This is a genomic window from Leifsonia sp. NPDC058194 (assembly GCF_042883605.1).
In the GTDB taxonomy this organism is placed as follows: Bacteria; Actinomycetota; Actinomycetes; order Actinomycetales; family Microbacteriaceae; genus Leifsonia.
Window position 1 is genome coordinate 199,906 of sequence record NZ_JBHVVL010000005.1, and the last position, 19,471, is coordinate 219,376.

Sequence of the window (19,471 nt, forward strand, 5' to 3'; positions counted from 1 at the left end):
CGCCGCGGGGGGGCCGGCGGGGGGGGGTGCTCCGGGTTGGGGGGGGGCTCGTTGTTTGGTCTCGTGTTGGGGGGGTGGGGGGGGGGGGTTTAAACCCCCCCCCCCCCCCACTTCGGCTATCGAGCGGTGGGAGCGAGCGGCAGACGGACCGTCGCGTACCCGTCGGCGGAGACCTCGATCCAGCTGTCGGCATCCGCTCGCACCACCGCGAAGGCGCGGCCGTCGAACGTCCGGTGCGCCGGCCCGGCGTACCCGGCCTCGGGCGCCGGATCCGCACTGCCGGCCGCGAGGAGCTCGCCGGCTCCCCCGACCGCGACGGTCACCTCCACGTCGCGATCGCTGAACACCCGGCCGTTGGCATCGACGAGCGCGATCTCGACGAAGTGGATGCCGGCGTCCCCGGCCTCGACGCCCGCCGTGACCGACAGTCGCGCCTCCCCCGTCGCGGTGGCGAGCTCGTGCGTCTCGGCCCGGCGCCCGGCCCGGAGAGCCGTCGCGGTCAGGGTGCCCGGCGCGTACGGCACGGTGAAGTGCGCGGTGAACCTGTTCCCGGCGCCGGCCGGCTGCACGCCGACGGCCTCCCCGTTCACCGCGAGCTCGACCTCGTCGGCGTCGCTGTAGACCTCGACGACGAGGTCGTCGCCCTCGTGCCCCTGCCAGGTCCAGCTCGCGATGCTGTCGCTCCAGGTCCAGGGACCGGTGTAGACGGTCGCACCTACCGGGCCGGGGCGCTGCACGGCGATCGCCGGTGCGGAACGGAGCCCGAAGACGATCTCGCGGTAGAAGGAGGCCGGCCGACGACCGCCGGTCAGGTCGAGGTCTCCGCACCAGGCCGCGATCCACGGATACGGGGCGGCGTGCGTCGGCTGCTCCCCGTCGGCCAGACGCTGCGGCCGGCCGATGCCGACCTCGCCGAGGTAGTCGAAACCCGTCCAGGTGAAATCGCCGATCACGTGCGGGTGCTCGAGCACGGAGGCCCAGTTGCGGTCGATGTGCGTGGGGAAGGTCTCCGTGCCCACGATCACGCGGTTCGGGAACAGCTCGGCGTCCATCGCATAGCGCGCGTCGAGGTAGTTCATCCCCGCGACGTCGAGCACCCCGAACGACTCCGCGGTCTTCGCGGTCACCAGCGGGGAGGCGCCGATCTGGTTCATGAACTCGCCCGGCCCGGACATCAGGGTGTTGATGCCGGCGCTGTCGTCGGTGCCCTGCCCGCGCTCGGCGGCGAGCTTCGCGAGGTCGCCCATCACGGAGAGCATCCCGTTGACCGCGTTCGTGACGAACCGGGTGGGATCGAGCGCGCGGACCTTCTCCGCGAGGGCGCGACCGGTGAGTCCGCCCGCCGAGGAGCCCGTCTCGGGGATCTCGTTGCCGATCGAGTACAGGATGACCGACGGGTGGTTGAAGTCCTTGGCGACGAGCGACTCGACGTCGCGCTCCCACCATTCGGGGAAGTCGAGGGAGTAGTCGTGGGGCATCTTGTTCGAGGTCCAGATGTCGAACGTCTCGTCCATGACGTACATCCCCAGCCGGTCGCACGCCTCCAGGAGCGCGACGCTCGCCGGGTTGTGCGCCGAACGGATGGCGTTGAAGCCCGCTTCTTTGAGCAGCCGGACCCGGCGTTCCTCGGCGGCCGGATGCGTGGCCGCACCGAGGATCCCGTTGTCGTGGTGGATGCACGCCCCGCGCAGCTTGACGGTCTCCCCGTTGACGCGGAGCCCGTTCACCGGGTCGACCTGCAGGCGCCGCACTCCGAAGCCGGTCTCGGCCTCGTCGGCCGTCTCCCCCTCGGCGACGACGCGTGCCGTCGCCCGGTAGAGGTCCGGCGTCTCGGCACTCCACAACCGCGGCGAGGCGAGGCGCAGCCGCTGACGGCTGACCGAGGTCCCGTTCGCCTCGACGGTCACGGGGACGGTCCCCGTGGCGACCTCGTCCCCGTCAGGGTCGACGATGCGGACCTCCACGTCGACGGTGGCGCGCCGGGGGCGGATGCTCGCGACGGACACCTCCACCTCGACCACGGCCTCGGTGCGGTCCACCTCCGGCGTGCGGATCCGCAGACCCGTCGCGGGCACGTGCAGCTCGGAGCCGACGTGGAGCCAGACGTTGCGGTACAGGCCCGCCCCCGTGTACCAGCGCGAGTCGTCGCCGTTGCGGGTCTCGACCTCGATCAGGTTCTCGGCGCCGGGCTCGAGGAAGCGGTCGGCGTCGATCGCGATCGTCGAGTAGCCGTAGGGCCGGTTGCCGGCGAACGCGCCGTTGATGTGCACGGTGGCGTCGCGGTAGGCACCCTCGAACTCGATCACGACCCGCTTGCCGGCGAACTCCTCCGGGACGGCGAACGTCTTGCGGTACTGGTAGGCGCCGCTCGGGAAGTACGCCGTGGCGGCATCGCCCGACGGGTCGCGATCGCGGCCGATCTGGGCGTCGTGCGGCAGGGTGACCGGCTCGTACGGCACGGTCGCGCCGCCCAGCTCGGCGAACGGATTCACCTTCTGCCTGACCTGCCAGCCGTCGTTGAAGAGCGTGCGCTTCATGAGTCCTCCCGTGCCGTAGCGGTGTTCGTGGTGATGGAGTGCCGGATGCGGTCGAGGACCTCGAGGGCCTCGACGCTCGCGGCGAGTGTGTGCAGTGGATGCTCGGTCCAGCCCTGGCCGATGGCGTCGCCGACGGCGGTGAGCATCGGGACGTAGCCGTTGCCGATGCGCTCGTACGCCTCGGCACGGGCGCCGGTCAGGGCCTCGCCGATGGAACCGGCGCGGAGCTCCCAGCCGGATGCGGCCCAGAACGGCGCGGGGATCGTCGCCCATCCCGAGGTTCCGCTGATCGAGGCGGATGGCTCCAGGTATTCGACCATCGAGGCCCCGAGCTGTGCGAACCGGCCGCCCGGGTACTCGAAGGTCACGTGCTCGGCGAGGTCGACCCCGTCCGCGCGGACCGTTCCCGTGGCATCGATCCGGCTCGGCGTGCCGAGGACGTCGAGCGCCAGGGTGACCGGGTAGATCCCCTGGTCGAGCAGGGTGCTGCTGGCGCGTTCGGCGCTCCAGCGATCGGAGTCCGGGGCGCCGAAGGGGAGCCCGAAGGAGGCCCGCACACTGCGGACCTCCCCCAGGGCGTCGGTCTCGACCTCGGCGAGGAGAGAGCGATACGCGGGAGCGAACCGCATCCACATCGCCTCCATGGCGAACCGGCCGCGTGCGGCGGCGGCCGTCGCGATGGTCGCCGCCTCGGCAGCGCTCACCGCGATCGGCTTCTCGATCAGGACGTGCTTGCCCGCGTCGAGGGCTGCGAGGGCGATCGCGGCGTGGGTGGCGTGCGGGGTCGCGATGTAGACGACGTCGACCTCCGGGTCCGCGAGCAGCGCGTCGAGACGGTCGACGGCTCGCGTGAACCCCAGCTCCTCGGCGAAGGCGGCGCCGCGGACCGCATCACGGGAGCAGACGGCGTAGCGGCGGGCCTGCGGTATCAGCGCGAGGTCCTCCGCGATCGAGCGCGAGATGAACCCGGTTCCGACCACCGCCCAGTTCAGGGGAGCTGCGCCGGTCATCGGTCAGCTCTCGACGTGCGCACCGGATGCGCGAGCCGCCCGTCGCGACGCGAGGTCGCGCTGGATCTGCGAGAGGTTCTTGTCGATGTTCAGGAACCAGATGATGACACCCATCAGCACGGCGGCGATCAACGGGAGCCAGAGGTAGAGGAACACCTCCATGCTCACCGCGGACGCCGGCTGCGTGGCGGCCTGGCCGTCGTAGCCTCCCGCCGCCAGCAGCCAGCCGACGAGGGCGACCCCGAGCCCGGCACCGAAGTTCTGGCCCGCCGTCGCTGCGGCGTAGGTCATGCCGTCGAGGCGCACCCCGCTCTTCCACTCGCCGTAGTCGACCACGTCGGCGACGAGGGCGAACAGGCCCGCCGCAGCGGGGATGCCGCCGACGGCGCGCACCAGCCCGCCGGCGATGAGCAGCGTCAGGTTCGCCGGGTCGATGAGCGAGATGATCGCACCGATCACCGTGATGACGACGCCCACCAGGATGAGCTTGCGCTTGCCGAACCGGCCGATGATGGCCGGCATGAACCAGAGGCCGATGATCAGCGGCAGGAGCTGGACGAGACCGAGGATGCTGTAGATGTTCGGGTTCCCCAGCACGTCCTTCGCGTAGTAGACGCCGACGCCGGCGGTGCCGGTGAGCAGGTAGTTGAGGAGGAAGAACCCGAAGGCGAGGAAGAAGTAGGGATTGCGGACGAGGATCTTGAGCGTCTTGCCCAGCGGCAGCTTCTGCCCGTCGTCCTGTTTGATCGTGCCGGTCACCCGCTCCTTCGTCCCGAAGAAGACGATCAGGAACGTGACGGCCGCGATCGCGCCGTAGACGATCGAGATCAGCGTCCAGCCCGCCTGACCGCCGCCGTTCGCGGTGACGACGGGGATCGTGACGAAGTTGACGACGAGGGTGGTGACCAGCGCGAAGAACGTCCGGATCACCGTGAGCGAGACGCGCATCTTCGAGTTGCTCGTGATCACCGAGAGCAGCGTGTGGTACGCGAGGTTGGAGCCGACGAAGCCGACGCCGAGGCAGAGGAAGTACATGACGAAGGCGTAGACCTCTTTGCCGCCCGCTCCCAGCCCGGCGGGGATGTTGAAGAGCAGGACGAAAGAGATCACCACGACGGGCGTCGCGAAGAGGATCCAGGGCCGCGCCTTGCCCCAGCGGGTGGAGGTGCGGTCGATGAACGTTCCGAGGAACAGGTCCATCGTCCCGTCGAGCACGCGGCCGAAGAGCAGCAGGGTTCCCGCGATCGCGGCGCCGATGCCGACCGTGTCGGTGAAGTAGAAGAGCAGGAACGCCGAGATCGGCGCGAAGATCAGGTTGCCGCCGACGTCGCCGACGCCGTACGCCAGGCGCTCGCGGATCGAGAGCCGCTGTCCGCTCGCGTCGCCGACGGCCTCGCCGACCGCGTTCGCCGCGAGGGATGCGGTGAGCGAGTCCTCGGCGCTGACCGCGACTGCTTCGCGTTGCTGCTCGGCCGAAGTCCGGGTGGAATCCTTCGCCATTGTTGACTCCTTCGTCGTGGATGGGACCGGTCACAAGAATCTAGTGTCACGTGTCAGTGACACGCGACATGAGCATAGATGGCGTTAGTGTCACGTGTCAACGCGGTGTGGCAGACTGGGCAGATGACAGCGGAGCTCACGCCGACGCGGCGACCCACCAGCGCCGACGTGGCGAAGGCGGCGGGCGTCTCCCGCTCCACGGTCAGTCAGATCCTCAACGGGGACGAGCGCTTCCCGGCCGCGACCCGGACGCGGGTGCAGGCGGCCGCCGCGTCCCTCGATTACCGTCCCTCGCGAGCCGGACGCGCACTCGTCACCGGCCAGTCCGACATCGTCGTGGTCGCCGTGCCCGACGCCACCTTCGGACCCCACCTGCAGGACTCGGTCGATCGGATCACCCGAGCCTCGGCGTTGTCCGGGATGAGCGTCGTCGTCCGCTTCGGCAGCCATGACGACGAGGACACCCTGTCGTCCGTCCTCGACCTCCGCCCCGCCGCAGTGGTCGACTTCGGCGTCTTCTCGCGCGCACAGCGCGAGCGCCTGGAGGCGGCCGGCACCGCGATCGTGCCGCGACGGCCCTCCGCCGCGGATGGGCTCGACGGCGTGGACGCCGACCCCGTCGACATCCGGATCGGCCGCCTCCAGGTCGCCGAGGTCCTGCGGGCGGGCGAGCGCGGGATCGTCTACGCCGCCCTCCAGGACCGGCGCCTCGACCCGTTCGGCCCGCCGCGGCTCGAGGGCATCACGCGGGAGACCGCCGCCCGCGGCCTCCCCGCGCCCCGCACCGTCCGCGTCCCTCTCGACCTCGAGGGCGCGCTCGCCGCCCTCCGCCCCCTGCTCACGGATGCCGCGGCGAGCCCGCTCGGGGTGTGCTGCTACAACGACGAGGTCGCGTTCGCAGTGCTCGCCGTCGCCACCCGACTGGGCCTGTCGGTGCCCCAGGACGTCTCGCTGATGGGCGTCGACCGGATCGCCGTCGGGCAGCTCATCACCCCCCGGCTGACCACGGTGTCGGTCGACCAGCCGGCCCTGATGGACGCCCTGGTGCAGGATCTGGTCGAGCTGCGGTCGCCATCGGAGCACGACGCACCGGCCGTCCCGTTCGACCCCGACCGGATCGTGCACCTCGTGCGGGGCGAGACCACCTAGCTCAGGCGGCCCTGCGCTTCGCCACGATGCCGATCGTCCCGCCGACGACGAGGACGATGCTCGAGATGATGATCAGAGTGCGCTTCATGGTGTTCCCTCTCGTACCGGACCCGCGTGTTCGGGCCTGGTACCAGCCTCCCGTGGGCCGGCGGCCCGCGCGTCGTCCGGATGGACCACCTCTGCTACTGCGTCTGGAGTAGACACCGGTCCGGGTCCGGTCGCCGCCCCGGCGCCGGACGCCGACCCAACGCGGGTCCGGCCGCGCCACAGCAGCCAGGCGCAGTGCGCAGACGCGATGAGACCGAAGACCAGCCCCGCCGCGCCCGTCGTCTTCTCGCTCTGCGCCGGGAAGACGGTGAGCAGGGTCGCCTGGGTCAGAGCCACGAGCACGAGCGCACCGACCAGGTTCGTCTGCTTGATCGCCTCCACGAGCAGCGAGCGGTTGCGCCGTGCGGAGACGATCCCGTGGACGGCGAAGCCGAGCTCGGTGAAGGTGAGCGCGGCGACGAGGACCGCCGCCCCCTCGTCGACCCGCCCCATCGATTCGGAGCCGAGGGCGCTCGGGAGGCTGCACAGGGTGAAGCCCGCCGACAGGCCCAGGAGCAGCCAGACGATCCGGCGGAAGACCGCGGCCTCCTCGCCCGGGTGGGTGGTGCCGCGCCCCCGGGCGGCCGCGTGCGCGCGGAGCGCCAGGTACTTCGCGACGCCGAGGCCGACGTTCACCGCACCGGCGGCGACGAGGAAGAGCGAGGCCTCCACGATGCCGAGGCCGATCTTCCAGACCGCGAAGACCAGGTTCGCCGGGACGCCGAGCATCGTCGCCGCGATCGCCCGGCGGACCTTGTCGCTCATCAGCTCCCGGAGCCACGCGGAGGCGCGGGACGGGCGTGCCATCCCCCCGTCAGCCGTTCGTGGCGATGCCGGCGAGGAACGCGAAGGCGACCAGCTGCGCACGGTCGCGCGCGCCCACCTTCGCCATCGCGCGCGTCGCGTGGGTCTTGACCGTGAAGGGCGAGACGAAGGTCCGCGCGGCGATCTCCTCGTTGCTCAGGCCGGTCGCGACGGCGCGGACGACCTCCCGCTCCCGGGGCGTCAGCGTCTCGAAGCGCGCCGCCATCGCGGCGTCCGCGACCGGGGCCGTGCTGTCGGCCACGCGCCCGATGACCGCCGCCGCCGCGGCCGCGGAGAGAGCACCGCCTCCCTCGGCGACCTCGGCGATGGCCGCGGCGAGCTCGCGCGGACCGACGCCTTTGCCCAGGAACCCGTTGGCACCCGCACGCAGGGCTGCGAGCACGTTCTCGTCGTGCTCGAACGTGGTGAGGACGATGATCTTGACCGACGACGCGTCGTGGCGCTCGCGGATCCGGCGCGTCGCCTCCACCCCGTCGATACCGGGCATGCGGATGTCCATCAGCACGACGTCCACTCCGGGCTCGTCGGCGGCGAGGATCTCCTGAGCGCGGAGCCCGTCTCCGACGTCGCCGACGACCTCGAGGTCCGGCTGCGCGTCGAGGATCGCGCGCAGACCGGCGCGGATCATCTCCTGGTCGTCCACGATGAGTATGCGGATCATCGGACCGGCTCTCCTCTCCGGTTCAGTGTGGCTCGCACACGGAACGCCGCGGGCTCCTCGATCACGTCGAACACGCCGCCGACGGACGCCGTGCGTTCGCGCATCCCGATCAGGCCGTAGCCAGACCCGCCCGATGCTGTGGCGGCGCCGGGCGAGCGGGCGTTCCGCACGTCCACGACCACCCGGTCGCCGTCGAGCCCGACCGAGAGGTCGATGGTCCCGATGCCGTGCCGCTGCGCGTTGGTCAGCGCCTCCTGGACGATCCGGAACGCGGCCGCGCTCACTCCGGGGTCGAGCGTGCCGACGTCGCCGATCGCGGCGCGGATGGAGGTGCCGGCGACGCGCAGGCTCTCGACCAGTCCCGGGATGCGCGAGACGTCGGCGACCGGCGCGTTGTCCTCCTCCCCGCTCGCCCCCCGGCGCAGGACGTCGAGGATCTGCTGCGTCTCCTGCAGCACCCGCTGGATGCCGCCGCGGGCGGCCTCCAGCGCGTCGTGGGCCTCGACGTCCGCGTCGCTCAGCCGCACCTCGGCGACGCCGATGCTCATGCTCACGACGGCGATCTCGTGCCCGACGGCGTCGTGGAGGTCGCGGGCGATCCGCAGCCTCTCCTCCGCCACCCCGTGCTCGATCGCGAGCACCGCGGCCGCCTCCGCGTCGAGGGCGCGCTGCCTCATCGAGGCGAGGTAGCGCTCCTGCGAGCAGACCGCGCTGCCGATCGCGGCCGCCGCCGCACAGCAGGCCGAGGCGACGAGCGCGACGGACGCCTCGTAGTCCCAGCCCTCGCGCGCGACGATCGAGAAGTAGACCGGGACCACGGCGAGCGCGAAGGCGGGGAGCGCCCGGGTGCCGCGGAGGGTGATCGAGAAGAGCTGCAGGACGACGACGCTCCAGAGCGCCACGAACTCCGTCGACAGGAGCGCGGCAGCGGCGGCGCCGGCGACCGCGACCGCCAGCCCGCTGAACGGGCGATACCGCGCCAGGGCGACCCCCACCCCGCCGAGCACGACTCCGAGGTAGCCCAGCGGGTGCTCGCCCGCCAGCGCGAGCACGAACACCTCGGTGACCAGAGCGGCGACGCAGACGATTAGCACGATCCTGTCCATCAGCCGGCTGCGCAGGAACCAGGCCAGTCGTGGCCAGTCCTGTCCCGCGCGTTCCGCTGTCATGCCCCGATTCTTCCCCACCGGTCTCCGGGCGGCCTACTTCATCTGGATGACATCGGGCGCTTCAACGGGACGACGACGCCCGGTGCGGCGGCGATCAGTCTGGAGCCAGACGATGCGCCACCCCGGCGCAGAGGAAGGCAGGAACGACATGACCGCGACGACGACACACACAGGCTCCGACACGGTGGAGGTCGCGCCGCACGGCGAGGCGCCCGGCGGATTCGAGTACCGGAGGATGCGCGTGCCGCGCCGCGCGGAAGGTCGGCAGCGCGACCTCGCCGCGCGCTTCGGGTGGCTCCCGGACGGATCGGGCACGACCGGCCGGGGCCGCACGGTCGAGATCGGGCTGAAGCGCCCCCTCGAGCTCGCCGAGCGGGAGGCCCTGGTGCGTCTCGAGCACGACAGCGACCAGTCGCTCGCCACGATCGAGTCGCTCGAGCGCTCCCGCACCCGGGTGCCGGCGCTGCTCGCCTCCGCGATAGGCGTGATCGGCGCCGCAGCGATGGCCGTCTCGGTATTCGCCCTGCAGGCCGACGACGTCGTGTCGTCCATCGTCGGCGGCGTCCTCGGCATCCTTCTCTGGCTGGCGGCGCCGATCGTCCACCGGTTCGCCTCGGCGACGCGCACGCGTCGTGTCGCCGAGCAGATCCACGCCGAGGAGGAGGTCATCGGCTCGATCGGCCGTCAGGCGGTGAGCCTCCGGAGCGGTTCCGGGCCGTCGTCCTGACGGCGGGAGGTCAGAGACGCAGCACCGAGGGGCGCGGGAGCCCGAGGTCCTCGAGCAGGTCGCCGAGCAGCCGGTCGAGCTCGAAACCGGCCTGGGTGATCTTGTTGTTCCCGAACGCCTTCAGGGCCGAGCTCGGCTGGTCGAACGCGATCACGGTGGTCGTGCCGCGGGCGTGCAGCTCCAGCCTCACCGGCGTGTACAGCGCGGTTCCCGGGTCGTGCCGGAACATCCGAGCCGCCGTCACGTAGTCGCCGAGGAGGTAGACCGCGGCGGGCAGGTCGGCGCCGCCGACACGCATCACCGGGGTCGGGTCCGAGGTCCAGAACCGGACCAGGCCGCTCCCGCCCGACGCCTCGCGCGTGAGCTGGGCCCAGGATGCGCCCGAGGCCAGCAGCTCGGCCAGTCGCGCTTCGTCGAGCGCCGGGACCGCGCGTTCCAGCGCGGCGCGCAGCGTCGCGAACGGCGCCTCCGCCACCAGCTCGACGCGGTTCACGGTCACGGGGACGATGCGTTCGGTCGCGGAGGTGGTCACGACTCCATCCTCGGCCATCGCCGAGGCAGCGGACTATTCGCCTTCTCGACCCTTCACGTTCGCGGGCTCGGGGATCTCCCCGGGGCGGTACTTGGGCAGCCGCGAGGCGGGGACGATGGCCAGCGCCGAGATGCCGGCCAGGATGAGCAGCCCCAGCTTGAGCGCGCTCAACCGGGCCTCCTCGTTGACCGCGACCGCGGCATCCACCTGGGCCGGGGTCGCGTCCGTGCGGGAGAGCGCCTCGCGCAGGTCGTCGTTGTTGATGAAGTTGACGTTGTCGAGGTCGACCTGGGCCACGACCGACGGCGGCAGCTCGGAGTGGTCGGCGACGGCCTGGCCGACGTTGAGGCCCAGGATGGTGACGAGCATCGCCCCGGCGAGCGCCGTCCCGACGGCCGAGGCGAGGTTCTGCGTGGTCCCGCGCACCGAGCCGACGTCACCCGCGAGCTTCTTCGGCGCCGCGGTGACGAGCACGTTGAACACCAGCGTGACGAGCGCGCCCTGGCCGACGCCGAAAACGATGAGGCCCAGGATGGTCGGCAGCGTCTCCCAGTTGTTGGTCACGACGAACGCGAGCCAGGCGAGCGCGACCGTGGTGAGCAGGAACCCGAAGACACCGATCGTGCGCGGGGCGAACCTCCCGTAGAACCGCACGATGAGGGTGGCGACCACGAAGACCGTGAGGTTGAACGGCATCATCGCGAGGGAGGTGTCGAACGGGGTGCGCCCCTGGACGATCTGGATGTAGAGCGGCACCGAGAAGTTCAGCGCGGCCTCCAGCGCCACCACGATGAACATCGCGTAGACTGCCGCCCGCTCGCGCGACGAGCCGAGCACGGAGAGGCTGACCAAGGGCACCCGGCCGAGCCGTGTGCGTCGCCGCGTCCAGAAGAAGAACGCCTGGCCGAGGATCAGCCCGACCACGATGAACACCGGCGTCGGGGACAGCCCCAGGATGTCGAACGGCGCGCTCTCCCGCGCGACCAGCACACCCCAGGCGTTCAGGTTGTTGAACCCGAGGGTGAGCAGCACGATCGCCGCACCGATGAAGAGCGCGGCGACGATGTCGATCTTCACCGTGCGGTCGGCGCCGTCGCTGCGCAGCCGCACGCTGAAGATGAGCACGAGGACCGCGAGCACGAGAACGATGCCGAACACGGGTCGCCACCCGACGAAGGTCCCGAGCGCCCCGCCGATGAGGAACGCGCTGACACCGGAGAGGGCGCGGGCCGAACCGAGCGACCCGACCGCGGTCGCCTGCTGCGCGCCGTGGTAGTTCTCCGCGATCAGCGCGACGAGGGAGGGGACGATGATCGCCGCCGATGCGCCCGCGAGCGCCTGCGCCGCGATCGCCCAGCCGACCGTCGGGGACAGGATCATCATGAGGGCCGAGACGGCGAAGACGCCCACGACGATCCGGAAGATCAGGACCCAGCCGATCCGCTGGCCGAGCTTGGCGCCGACCATCACGAGGGCGGCGACCGAGAGGCCGTACGTCACGATGGCCGTGCTCACCGAGGTGGGCGGCACGCCGAAGTCCTGCACCATCCCGCCCAGCGAGACGGGCAGCGCAGCCACGTTGAACGACATCAGCACCTGGGCGAGGAACAGCCCCACCATCGGCGCCCAGGAGGCTTTGGCGACGGTCTGCTCACCGGTGGTCGCTGTCATCGTGCGCTCCTTGCGATATCGAGTTCGGTGGTGGCCCGGTCGAGGGAGACGGGCTCGGGAGAGGCGAACAGGTTGAGGCCGAGCGTCTTGGAGAGGTACGCGGTCGCCCGCTCGCCCCGCACGCTGTTCCCGGCCGAGTCGAGAGGCGGTGCGAACGTTCCGATCGCGCCCTTCCCGGGCGCGATCGAGACGATGCCGCCGGACACTCCGGACTTCGCGGGCAGCCCGATCTGGAAGAGCCACTCGCCCGATCGCTCGTAGAGCCCGTTCGCGGCGAGGACGGCGAGGGTGTCGCGGCTCACGTCCGCCGACACGACGCGTTCGCCCGTCACCGGGTTGACGCCGCCGTCGGCCAATGTCGCTCCCATGACGGCGATGTCGCGGGCGGTCACGAGCAGCGAGCACTGGCGCGTGTACACGTCGACGGTCTCGCCGGGGTCGGCGTCCAGCCGGCCGTAGCTCTGCAGCAGGCGGGCGATGCCCTGGTTGCGGGAGTTGCTCTCCGACTCGGACGTGTACACGGCCTCGTCCACCGCGAGGTCCCTCCCGGCGAAGCGGGAGAGCCCGTCGTGCACGGCCCGCCACTTCTCGTCCGCGGTCGTGCCCGCCATGAGCGCGGTGGAGGCGATCGCGCCCGCATTGACCATCGGGTTCATCGGGTGGCCGCCGTTCAGCTCCAGCGCGATCACCGAGTTGAAGGGGAGGCCGGTGTTGTCCACGCCGACCAGCTCGCCGATGCGCTCGTGCCCGAACTCCTCGCACACCAGCGCGTAGACGAAGGCCTTCGAGATCGACTGGATGGAGAACGGCACGGCGGAGTCGCCGACCTCGTGGAGACCGCCGGCGGTGTCGGCGACGCAGATCCCGAACCAGTCCGGGTCGGCCGCGGCGAGCGCCGGGATGTAGTCGGCCACCGTGCCGTCGTCGGTGCCCCGGTAGCGGTCGTGCGCCGCCTGGACCAGTTGCTCCACCCGGTCCCATCCCGGGAGCGCGCCGGTGGCCGCCTCCTGATGTATCCCGTCGGTGTCTGTCTCGAACATCGTCGCCTCCCGGCACGACGCTAGTGACCCGCAGGCCTCCTCCACCAGTCCCGCATCCGACCGCGACACGGCGAGACGTGCACGCACGACAGCCGAGAGGGCGAATCGTCCGCCTTCTCGGCGGTCACGAGAGGGCGGCCGCCTTCGCTTCGAGCACGGCGCGCTCGGCGGCGTTGGTGCAGAGGGAGGCGGCCCGGGCGTACTCGTCGGCGGCCTCACCCGTGCGGCCCATCCGGGACAGCAGCTCGGCGCGCACGGCGGGCACCAGGTGCGACCCGGGCAGTTCGCCGCGCGCGACGAGTTCGTCGACGACGACGAGCCCGTCGGCCGGCCCGGTCGCCATCGCCACGGCGACCGCCCGATTCAGGTCGACGACGGGCGACGGCGCCAGCCGGCCGAGCGCCTCGTAGAGCAGCACGATGCGGTCCCAGTCCGTCTCCGCCACGGACGGCGCGACCGCGTGGCATTCCGCGATCGCGGCCTGCAGACCATAGGAGCCCAGCCCCCGGCCGGCGGCCGCCGCCATCGCCAGGGCCGCCCGTCCGCGCCGGATCGCGGAGCGATCCCAGCGGCGCCGGTCCTGATCCTCCAGCAGCACGGGCCGGCCGTCGCCGTCGACCCGCGCGGGGAACCGCGCGGACGTCAGCTCCAGCAGAGCCAGGAGGCCGTAGACCTCCGGTTCGGGCGCGAGCCGGGTGAGCACACGGGCCAGGCGGAGCGCCTCGGCCGCGAGGTCCGTGCGCATCCACGAGTCGCCGCCGGTCGCCGACGACCCCTCGGTGAAGATCAGGTAGATCACGCTCAGAACGGAGCCGAGGCGTTCGCCGCGCTCCCCCACCTCGGGCACCCCGAACGGGATGTGCGCCGCCGCGATGGTCTTCTTCGCGCGGGTGATGCGCGCCTGCACCGTGGCGACCGGCACGAAGAACGCCTTCGCGATCTCGTCGGTCGTGAGGCCGCCGACCACCCGCAGCGTGAGCGCGACGCGCGCCTCCTTCGACACGACCGGATGGCACGCGGTGAACATCAGCGCGAGCACGTCGTCGTCGATGGCGTCGGGATCGAACAGGGCGTCGGCGCCGGGCGTCTCCTCGTCCAGCTCCCGGGCGAGCAGCGCGTAGCGCTCGTCGCGACCGGACCGGCGGCGGAACGCGTCGATCGCGCGCCGGCGGCCGACGGAGAGCAGCCAGTTCACCGGCTGGTGCGGCACCCCACCGGTCTCCCACCCCACGAGCGCCTCGGCCAGGGCCTCCTGCGCCACGTCCTCGGCCAGGGCGAAGTCGCCGGTGTACCGCGCGAGGGCGCCGACGATGCGGGCGGACTCCATCCGCCACACCGCCTCGACGGCGCGCCTCGCCTCGGTCACCGACCGGCCTCCGGGCTCAGAGCTGCCCGGTGGACTCGCGCCAGGCGCGCTCCTTGGCGATCCACTCGTTGTCCTGCGGGAACTCATCGATCGTGGTCACCCGGCGGATCTCGGCCTTCGAGCCGGTCATGTACGGCATCCGCTTGGCCCACTCCGCGGCCTCCTCGGCCGAGGCGACGTCGAGGATGTAGTAGCCGTTGAAGAGCTCCTTGGTCTCGCCGTAGGGGCCGTCGGTGACGACCGGCTCCTCACCGGTGAAGTCGACGACGATGCCGGGCGCGGGATCGAGACCCTCGGCGGCGAGCAGCACCCCCGCACGGATCAACTCGTCGTTGAACCGGCCCATCGCATCCAGGATGTCGGCGAACTCGAGGTTCGCGAAGGCGGCGAACGCCTCGTCGGTCGATCGCATGATCAGCATGTACTTGGCCATCGTGTGCTCCTTGTGTCGGGGAAGGCCTCTTCGCGCCTTCCACACCGAGGTCGAACGGCGGGGCGGCGGATCGACACGGCCCCGGCACGAGTCCGCCCCGGCACGAGTCTGCCCCGGCACGAGTCTAGGGAGCGCCGATACGATGGCGGCGCAGACCTGCGAACCGCGAGAGGAACACGAATGACGACCTGGGGAATCCTCGGCACCGGCGGTATCGCCGCCGCCATGACGTCCGATCTGAAGCTGCACGGCCACGAGGTGGTCGCCGTCGGGTCGCGCACGGCTGCGTCGGCCGCTCGCTTCGCCGCGGCGCACGGCATCCCGCGCTCGCACGGCAGCTACGAGGAGCTGGTCGCCGATCCCCAGGTCGACGTCGTCTACGTCGCGACGCCGCACCCGCAGCACGCGCCGAACGCGCTGCTCGCGCTCGAGGCGGGCAAGCACGTGCTCGTCGAGAAGCCGTTCACCATGGATCGGCCGGAGGCGGAGGCGGTCGCCGAGGCCGCCCGCTCCCGCGGTCTCGTCGCGCTGGAGGCCATGTGGACGCGCTGGCTCCCGCACATGGAGCGCATGCACGAGGTGATCGGGGACGGCACGATCGGCGAGGTGCGCTCGGTCATCGCCCACCACTCGCAGAAGGCCAGCGCCGATCCCGCCGGCCGCATGCTGAACCCGGCCCTCGGCGGAGGCGCACTGCTCGACCTCGGGATCTACCCGGTCTCGTTCGCGTGGGACGTGCTCGGCGCCCCCGCGGGTGTGCAGGCCATCTCGACGCCGACCGCGACGGGCGTGGACCGTCAGACGGCCATCCTGTTCTCGTACGAGAGCGGGTCCCAGGCCATTCTCACCACCGAGCTGGATGCGCGCGGCAGCAACACCGCCACGGTCATCGGCACCGACGGCCGCATCGAGTTCGACGAGTTCTTCTTCGCCCCCACCGCGTTCCGGGTGCTCGACTCGGAGGGAACGCTGGTCGAGCGCTTCGAGGCGATCATCACCGGGCGCGGGATGCAGTACCAGGCGCAGGCGATCGAGCGCCTGATCGCGGCCGGCGGCGGCGAGGACCCGCGCCTGCCGCTCTCGCAGTCGGTGGCCATCATGGGCAGCATGGACGACATCCGGGAGCGCATCGGCCTGCGCTACGTGTAGGGGTCGCTGGGCATCGGTCCATTGGTCACGACATGCCGTCTCAGCGCCACTTCGCGCGGCGTGTCACGACAAATGGATGAGCGCCTTCCGTTCGCGCCTCCCACGGCGTTAGAGTGCGGCCAGGGCCGTGCGCGCCCGCCGGGAGGAGCATCGTCGTGACCGATCTCTCGGGCCGCAGGGCCCTCGTCACCGGCGGTGCCAGCGGCATCGGCCTGGCCTGCGCGGAGGCGTTCGCGGCGGCGGGCGCCCACGTCACGATCGCCGATCTGAACGGGGAGGCGGCCCGCGCCGTCGCCGGCCGCATCGGCGGCGAGGCGTGGGAGGTCGACCTCTCGCAGACCGGGGCGCTCGCCGATCTGCGGCTCGACGTCGACATCCTCGTCAACAACGCGGGCATCCAGCACGTGCGCCCGATCGAGGAGTTCGAGCCCGCGACGTTCCGGCTGCTGCTGACGATCATGCTGGAGGCGCCGTTCCTGCTCGTGCGCGCGGCGCTGCCCGGCATGTACGAGCGAGGCTTCGGCCGCATCATCAACGTCTCGAGCGTGCACGGGCTGCGCGCGTCCGAGTACAAGTCGGCCTACGTCGCCGCCAAGCACGGGCTGGAGGGGCTGTCGAAGGTGACGGCGCTGGAGGGCGGCCCGCACGGCGTCACCTCCAACTGCATCAACCCCGGCTACGTGCGCACCCCGCTGGTCGAGAAGCAGATCGCCGACCAGGCGCGCCTGCACGGCATCCCCGAGTCGGAGGTGGTCGAGAAGGTGATGCTGACCGAGTCGGCGATCAAACAGCTCGTGGAGCCGACCGAGGTCGCGAGCCTGGCCCTCTGGCTCGCCGGCGGGGATTCGCGCATGGTCACCGGTGCGAGCTACACGATGGACGGCGGGTGGAGCGCGCGATGAGCGGCTACCGCGCCTTCTCTGTGCCCGTCTCCGGCGGCGAGCTCGCCGGCGGCATCTGGAACCCCGACGTCCCGGCCGGCGGCCCGACACTGGTCGCCGTCCACGGCATCACGGCCAGCCACCGTGCGTGGGAGCTCGTCGCGACAGAGTTGCCGGCGACCCGGCTCGTCGCGCCCGATCTGCGCGGCCGGGGACGCAGCTCGACGCTGCCCGGCCCGTACGGCCTCACCGCGCACGCCGACGACCTCGCCCGGGCGATGGACGCGCTCGGCATCGACCGCGCGCCCGTCGCCGGCCACTCGATGGGCGCGTTCGTGTCGGTGCGGTTCGCCGAGCGGCATCCCGACCGGGTCGAGCGCCTCGTCCTGATCGACGGCGGCCTGCCGCTCGCCCTCCCCGCTGGCATCGCGCCGGAGGACCTGCCCGCGGTCGTCCTCGGGCCCGCCCTGCAGCGGCTCCGGATGCACTTCGCCACCGCCGACGACTACCGCGCGTTCTGGCGGGCGCATCCCGCGATCGGCCCGTGGTGGAACGAGGCGATCGAGCGCTACGTCGACTACGACCTCGTGGGCGAACCTCCCGAGCTGCGGTCGAGCGCGAGCGAGGACGCCGTCGCGGTCAACGCCCTCGAGATGGACGGCAGCGCCGGGTACGCAGACGCCCTCGCCGCGCTGACCCTGCCGATCGCGTTCATCCGCGCGCCACGCGGGCTGCTCGACGCCGACCCGCTCTACGACCCGTCGGTCGTCGCCGAGTGGGCGGGCCGCCTGCCGCAACTGCGCACGCACGAGGCCCACGACGTCAACCACTACACGATCGTCATGACCGAGGACGGCGTGCGGCAGGTGCTGCCGCTGCTCGCGCCGCCCGCCTGAACCGCGCTCCGCCCATCCGCTCCGCCCACCCGACCCGAGGAGAGACCCCATGACCGGAACCCTGCTCGCGGGCATCGCCGCCCGCCGCGTGCCCACCGACCGCCTGGCGGCGAACGTGCTCGAACGCCCGTCGTCGGGAGGGACGGAGGCGACCGTGCTCTTCGTGCACGGCAACGTCTCCTCCTCGCTGTTCTGGCAGCCGCTGATGCTCGCCCTGCCGCGCTCGGTGCGGGCGCTCGCGGTCGATCTGCGCGGCTTCGGCGACTCCGAGACGCTTCCGGTGGACGCCACACGCGGCGTGCGCGACTTCTCCGACGACGTGGCCGCGGTGGCCGACGCGCTCGCTCTCGGGCCGGTCCACCTGGTCGGCTGGAGCATGGGCGGCGGTGTCGCGATGCAGCTGCTGCTCGACCGACCCGATCTCGTGCGCACCCTGACCCTGGTCTCCACCGTCTCCCCATACGGCTTCGGCGGGACCGCCGCCGACGGGAGCCTGCTCAACGCCGACGCGTCCGGCACCGGGGGAGGCGGCGCCAACCCCGACTTCGTCGCGCGCCTCGCCGCCGGCGACACCGGGGAGGAGTCTCCGACCTCGCCGCTGGCGGTCTACCGTTCGTCGTACGTGGCGCCCGGGTTCGTCTCCGAGCGCGAGGACCTCTGGGTGGAGTCGATGCTCAGCACCGCGACCGGGGAGGACAACTACCCCGGCGACGCCACCGGCACCGAGGAGTGGCCCGGGTTCGCTCCCGGGCCGCGCGGAGTGCTCAACACCATGGCGCCGACGTACTTCGACACCTCCGGCATCGTCGACCTGCCCGCCAAGCCCCCGGTGCTCTGGATCCACGGAGCGCTCGACGCGATCGTCGGCGACGCCTCGTTCTTCGACCTCAACCAGCTCGGCGCCGCCGGGATCATCCCGGGCTGGCCGGGCGAGGAGGTCGCGCCTCCGCAGCCGATGCTCGCCCAGACGCGCGCCGTGCTCGACCGCTACGCCGCGGCCGGGGGAGGCTCCCGCGAAGTCGTCTTCGAGGGCTGCGGTCACTCGCCGCACATCGAGAAGCCGGACGAGTTCCTCGCCGAGCTGCTCGCCCACCTGGGCTGAGCGACCCGCGAGACGTGACTCGTGGTGGATGCGGGAGGTCCCTCACCCGCGACGAGTCACCTCTCGATCGGGGTCCGTGCGGCCAGTTCTCCGCGGGCCAGGCCCAGCATTCCCTCGACCGCGTGCGCCAGCAGCGGGTACCGGTCGCCGGCGGCGCCCCAGCGCACGAGTCCCTGCGCGTTGAGTCCGTCGATCGTTCCGAGCAGCTGCCACGCCACCGCGGCGGGATCGGAGACCGCGAAGACGCCGGACGCGACCCCCTCCTCCACGACCTCCTGGATCAGGGTCTGCCAGACGTCCATCTGCTCCCGCACCGTCTCGGCGAGCCGGTCGCTGCGGCGGCCGAGCGCGAACGCCTCGACCCAGACGGTGGTGACGTCGTCCCTGGTGCCGTCGAGCAGCGTGCGCAGTAGGGTCGCGACGCGATCGATCGCTCCGTCGGCGTCGGCGAGCAGGGCCCGCACTTCGTCGACCTCGGGCGCGACGGCTCCGGCGAAGCTCGCGGCCACCAGCTCGTCCATCGCGGGGTGGTAGTGGGCCACCAGGGCGGGGGTGACGCCGACGTGGGCGGCCACCCGGCGCAGCGTGACCGCCGCGAGCCCGTCGGCGAGGGCCAGTTCGCGTGCGGCCTCGGCGATCTCGGCGCGGCGTTCGGCGGGCGGCCTGCGGGGTGCTCTTGACATGGTGGGTTCAGTATAGGTACTTTCGGCACATCTATTGATCGTTTGATCAACAA

General features: G+C 71.8%; 18 protein-coding genes. 6 read left to right on the plus strand and 12 right to left on the minus strand.

Annotation, left to right across the window (positions count from 1 at the left end; all coding sequences use genetic code 11):
- Positions 1-116: 116 nt before the first annotated feature.
- Genes ACFVU2_RS18215 through ACFVU2_RS18225 form a run of 3 tightly spaced genes read right to left on the minus strand, consistent with a single transcriptional unit; the run spans position 117 to position 5,047 of the window.
- Complete coding sequence (locus tag ACFVU2_RS18215; RefSeq protein ID WP_387877290.1) at positions 117-2,537, minus strand: glycoside hydrolase family 2 TIM barrel-domain containing protein; 2,421 nt, start codon at positions 2,535-2,537, stop codon at positions 117-119.
- Complete coding sequence (locus tag ACFVU2_RS18220) at positions 2,534-3,547, minus strand: Gfo/Idh/MocA family protein (protein ID WP_387877292.1); 1,014 nt, start codon at positions 3,545-3,547, stop codon at positions 2,534-2,536. Before ACFVU2_RS18220 ends, ACFVU2_RS18215 begins: the two co-directional genes overlap by 4 nt.
- 3 nt (positions 3,548-3,550) lie before the next feature.
- On the minus strand, positions 3,551-5,047 hold the full coding sequence (locus ACFVU2_RS18225; protein WP_387877295.1) for an MFS transporter: 1,497 nt from the start codon (positions 5,045-5,047) through the stop codon (positions 3,551-3,553).
- A 123-nt stretch (positions 5,048-5,170) separates the two neighbouring features.
- On the opposite strand from ACFVU2_RS18225, the gene ACFVU2_RS18230 reads away from it, so the two are divergent.
- Positions 5,171-6,196, plus strand: coding sequence for a LacI family DNA-binding transcriptional regulator (locus ACFVU2_RS18230; protein WP_387877297.1), 1,026 nt, complete (start codon positions 5,171-5,173; stop codon positions 6,194-6,196).
- 84 nt (positions 6,197-6,280) lie between these two features.
- On the opposite strand, the gene ACFVU2_RS18235 is transcribed toward ACFVU2_RS18230, so the two are convergent.
- The 3 genes from ACFVU2_RS18235 to ACFVU2_RS18245 are packed head-to-tail and all read right to left on the minus strand — an operon-like array spanning position 6,281 to position 8,938.
- Complete coding sequence (locus ACFVU2_RS18235; RefSeq protein WP_387877299.1) at positions 6,281-7,090, minus strand: hypothetical protein; 810 nt, start codon at positions 7,088-7,090, stop codon at positions 6,281-6,283.
- Between the two features lie 7 nt (positions 7,091-7,097).
- On the minus strand, positions 7,098-7,769 hold the full coding sequence (locus ACFVU2_RS18240; RefSeq protein WP_387877301.1) for a response regulator: 672 nt from the start codon (positions 7,767-7,769) through the stop codon (positions 7,098-7,100).
- Positions 7,766-8,938 (minus strand): sensor histidine kinase, encoded by a 1,173-nt coding sequence (locus ACFVU2_RS18245; RefSeq protein ID WP_387877304.1) that lies wholly within the window; start codon positions 8,936-8,938, stop codon positions 7,766-7,768. Before ACFVU2_RS18245 ends, ACFVU2_RS18240 begins: the two co-directional genes overlap by 4 nt.
- Positions 8,939-9,086: 148 nt before the next feature.
- Here ACFVU2_RS18245 and ACFVU2_RS18250 point away from each other — a divergent pair, with 148 nt between their 5' ends.
- Positions 9,087-9,665 (plus strand): hypothetical protein, encoded by a 579-nt coding sequence (locus ACFVU2_RS18250; protein WP_387877306.1) that lies wholly within the window; start codon positions 9,087-9,089, stop codon positions 9,663-9,665.
- A gap of 10 nt (positions 9,666-9,675) precedes the next feature.
- On the opposite strand, the gene ACFVU2_RS18255 is transcribed toward ACFVU2_RS18250, so the two are convergent.
- The 5 genes from ACFVU2_RS18255 to ACFVU2_RS18275 all read right to left on the minus strand — a co-directional run bounded on the left by ACFVU2_RS18255 (position 9,676) and on the right by ACFVU2_RS18275 (position 14,707).
- A complete protein-coding gene (locus ACFVU2_RS18255) occupies positions 9,676-10,197 on the minus strand; it encodes a hypothetical protein (RefSeq protein ID WP_387877309.1) in 522 nt (173 codons plus the stop codon).
- A gap of 33 nt (positions 10,198-10,230) precedes the next feature.
- Complete coding sequence (locus ACFVU2_RS18260) at positions 10,231-11,868, minus strand: MFS transporter (RefSeq protein ID WP_387877311.1); 1,638 nt, start codon at positions 11,866-11,868, stop codon at positions 10,231-10,233.
- Complete coding sequence (gene glsA, locus ACFVU2_RS18265; RefSeq protein ID WP_387877314.1) at positions 11,865-12,908, minus strand: glutaminase A; 1,044 nt, start codon at positions 12,906-12,908, stop codon at positions 11,865-11,867. The genes ACFVU2_RS18260 and glsA overlap by 4 nt, the downstream gene beginning before the upstream one ends.
- 124 nt (positions 12,909-13,032) lie before the next feature.
- Complete coding sequence (locus ACFVU2_RS18270) at positions 13,033-14,235, minus strand: RNA polymerase sigma factor (RefSeq protein ID WP_387877585.1); 1,203 nt, start codon at positions 14,233-14,235, stop codon at positions 13,033-13,035.
- Between the two features lie 55 nt (positions 14,236-14,290).
- Positions 14,291-14,707, minus strand: a complete 417-nt coding sequence (locus tag ACFVU2_RS18275) for a YciI family protein (RefSeq protein ID WP_387877316.1) — start codon at positions 14,705-14,707, stop codon at positions 14,291-14,293.
- Between the two features lie 180 nt (positions 14,708-14,887).
- On the opposite strand from ACFVU2_RS18275, the gene ACFVU2_RS18280 reads away from it, so the two are divergent.
- From ACFVU2_RS18280 to ACFVU2_RS18295, 4 genes are all read left to right on the plus strand, one after another.
- Positions 14,888-15,856 (plus strand): Gfo/Idh/MocA family protein, encoded by a 969-nt coding sequence (locus tag ACFVU2_RS18280; protein ID WP_387877319.1) that lies wholly within the window; start codon positions 14,888-14,890, stop codon positions 15,854-15,856.
- A 155-nt stretch (positions 15,857-16,011) separates the two neighbouring features.
- Positions 16,012-16,758 (plus strand): 3-hydroxybutyrate dehydrogenase, encoded by a 747-nt coding sequence (locus tag ACFVU2_RS18285; protein WP_387877322.1) that lies wholly within the window; start codon positions 16,012-16,014, stop codon positions 16,756-16,758.
- The gene (locus tag ACFVU2_RS18290; protein ID WP_387877324.1) at positions 16,755-17,633 is read left to right on the plus strand and encodes an alpha/beta fold hydrolase; all 879 of its coding nucleotides are present in this window, start codon (positions 16,755-16,757) and stop codon (positions 17,631-17,633) included. Before ACFVU2_RS18285 ends, ACFVU2_RS18290 begins: the two co-directional genes overlap by 4 nt.
- Before the next feature lie 49 nt (positions 17,634-17,682).
- Positions 17,683-18,735, plus strand: a complete 1,053-nt coding sequence (locus ACFVU2_RS18295) for an alpha/beta fold hydrolase (RefSeq protein ID WP_387877327.1) — start codon at positions 17,683-17,685, stop codon at positions 18,733-18,735.
- 56 nt (positions 18,736-18,791) lie between these two features.
- Here ACFVU2_RS18295 and ACFVU2_RS18300 read toward each other — a convergent pair whose 3' ends face one another.
- On the minus strand, positions 18,792-19,418 hold the full coding sequence (locus tag ACFVU2_RS18300; protein WP_387877330.1) for a TetR/AcrR family transcriptional regulator: 627 nt from the start codon (positions 19,416-19,418) through the stop codon (positions 18,792-18,794).
- Positions 19,419-19,471: the final 53 nt, after the last annotated feature.

Coding starts and splice junctions, on each gene's coding strand:
- ACFVU2_RS18290 (WP_387877324.1), top strand. CDS start 16,755: ATGAGCGGCTACCGCGCCTTCTCTGTGCCCGTCTCCGGCGGCGAGCTC.
- glsA (WP_387877314.1), bottom strand. CDS start 12,908: ATGTTCGAGACAGACACCGACGGGATACATCAGGAGGCGGCCACCGGC.
- ACFVU2_RS18280 (WP_387877319.1), top strand. CDS start 14,888: ATGACGACCTGGGGAATCCTCGGCACCGGCGGTATCGCCGCCGCCATG.
- ACFVU2_RS18215 (WP_387877290.1), bottom strand. CDS start 2,537: ATGAAGCGCACGCTCTTCAACGACGGCTGGCAGGTCAGGCAGAAGGTG.
- ACFVU2_RS18230 (WP_387877297.1), top strand. CDS start 5,171: ATGACAGCGGAGCTCACGCCGACGCGGCGACCCACCAGCGCCGACGTG.
- ACFVU2_RS18295 (WP_387877327.1), top strand. CDS start 17,683: ATGACCGGAACCCTGCTCGCGGGCATCGCCGCCCGCCGCGTGCCCACC.
- ACFVU2_RS18240 (WP_387877301.1), bottom strand. CDS start 7,769: ATGATCCGCATACTCATCGTGGACGACCAGGAGATGATCCGCGCCGGT.
- ACFVU2_RS18260 (WP_387877311.1), bottom strand. CDS start 11,868: ATGACAGCGACCACCGGTGAGCAGACCGTCGCCAAAGCCTCCTGGGCG.
- ACFVU2_RS18250 (WP_387877306.1), top strand. CDS start 9,087: ATGACCGCGACGACGACACACACAGGCTCCGACACGGTGGAGGTCGCG.
- ACFVU2_RS18300 (WP_387877330.1), bottom strand. CDS start 19,418: ATGTCAAGAGCACCCCGCAGGCCGCCCGCCGAACGCCGCGCCGAGATC.
- ACFVU2_RS18235 (WP_387877299.1), bottom strand. CDS start 7,090: ATGGCACGCCCGTCCCGCGCCTCCGCGTGGCTCCGGGAGCTGATGAGC.
- ACFVU2_RS18270 (WP_387877585.1), bottom strand. CDS start 14,235: ATGGAGTCCGCCCGCATCGTCGGCGCCCTCGCGCGGTACACCGGCGAC.
- ACFVU2_RS18245 (WP_387877304.1), bottom strand. CDS start 8,938: ATGACAGCGGAACGCGCGGGACAGGACTGGCCACGACTGGCCTGGTTC.
- ACFVU2_RS18275 (WP_387877316.1), bottom strand. CDS start 14,707: ATGGCCAAGTACATGCTGATCATGCGATCGACCGACGAGGCGTTCGCC.
- ACFVU2_RS18225 (WP_387877295.1), bottom strand. CDS start 5,047: ATGGCGAAGGATTCCACCCGGACTTCGGCCGAGCAGCAACGCGAAGCA.
- ACFVU2_RS18220 (WP_387877292.1), bottom strand. CDS start 3,547: ATGACCGGCGCAGCTCCCCTGAACTGGGCGGTGGTCGGAACCGGGTTC.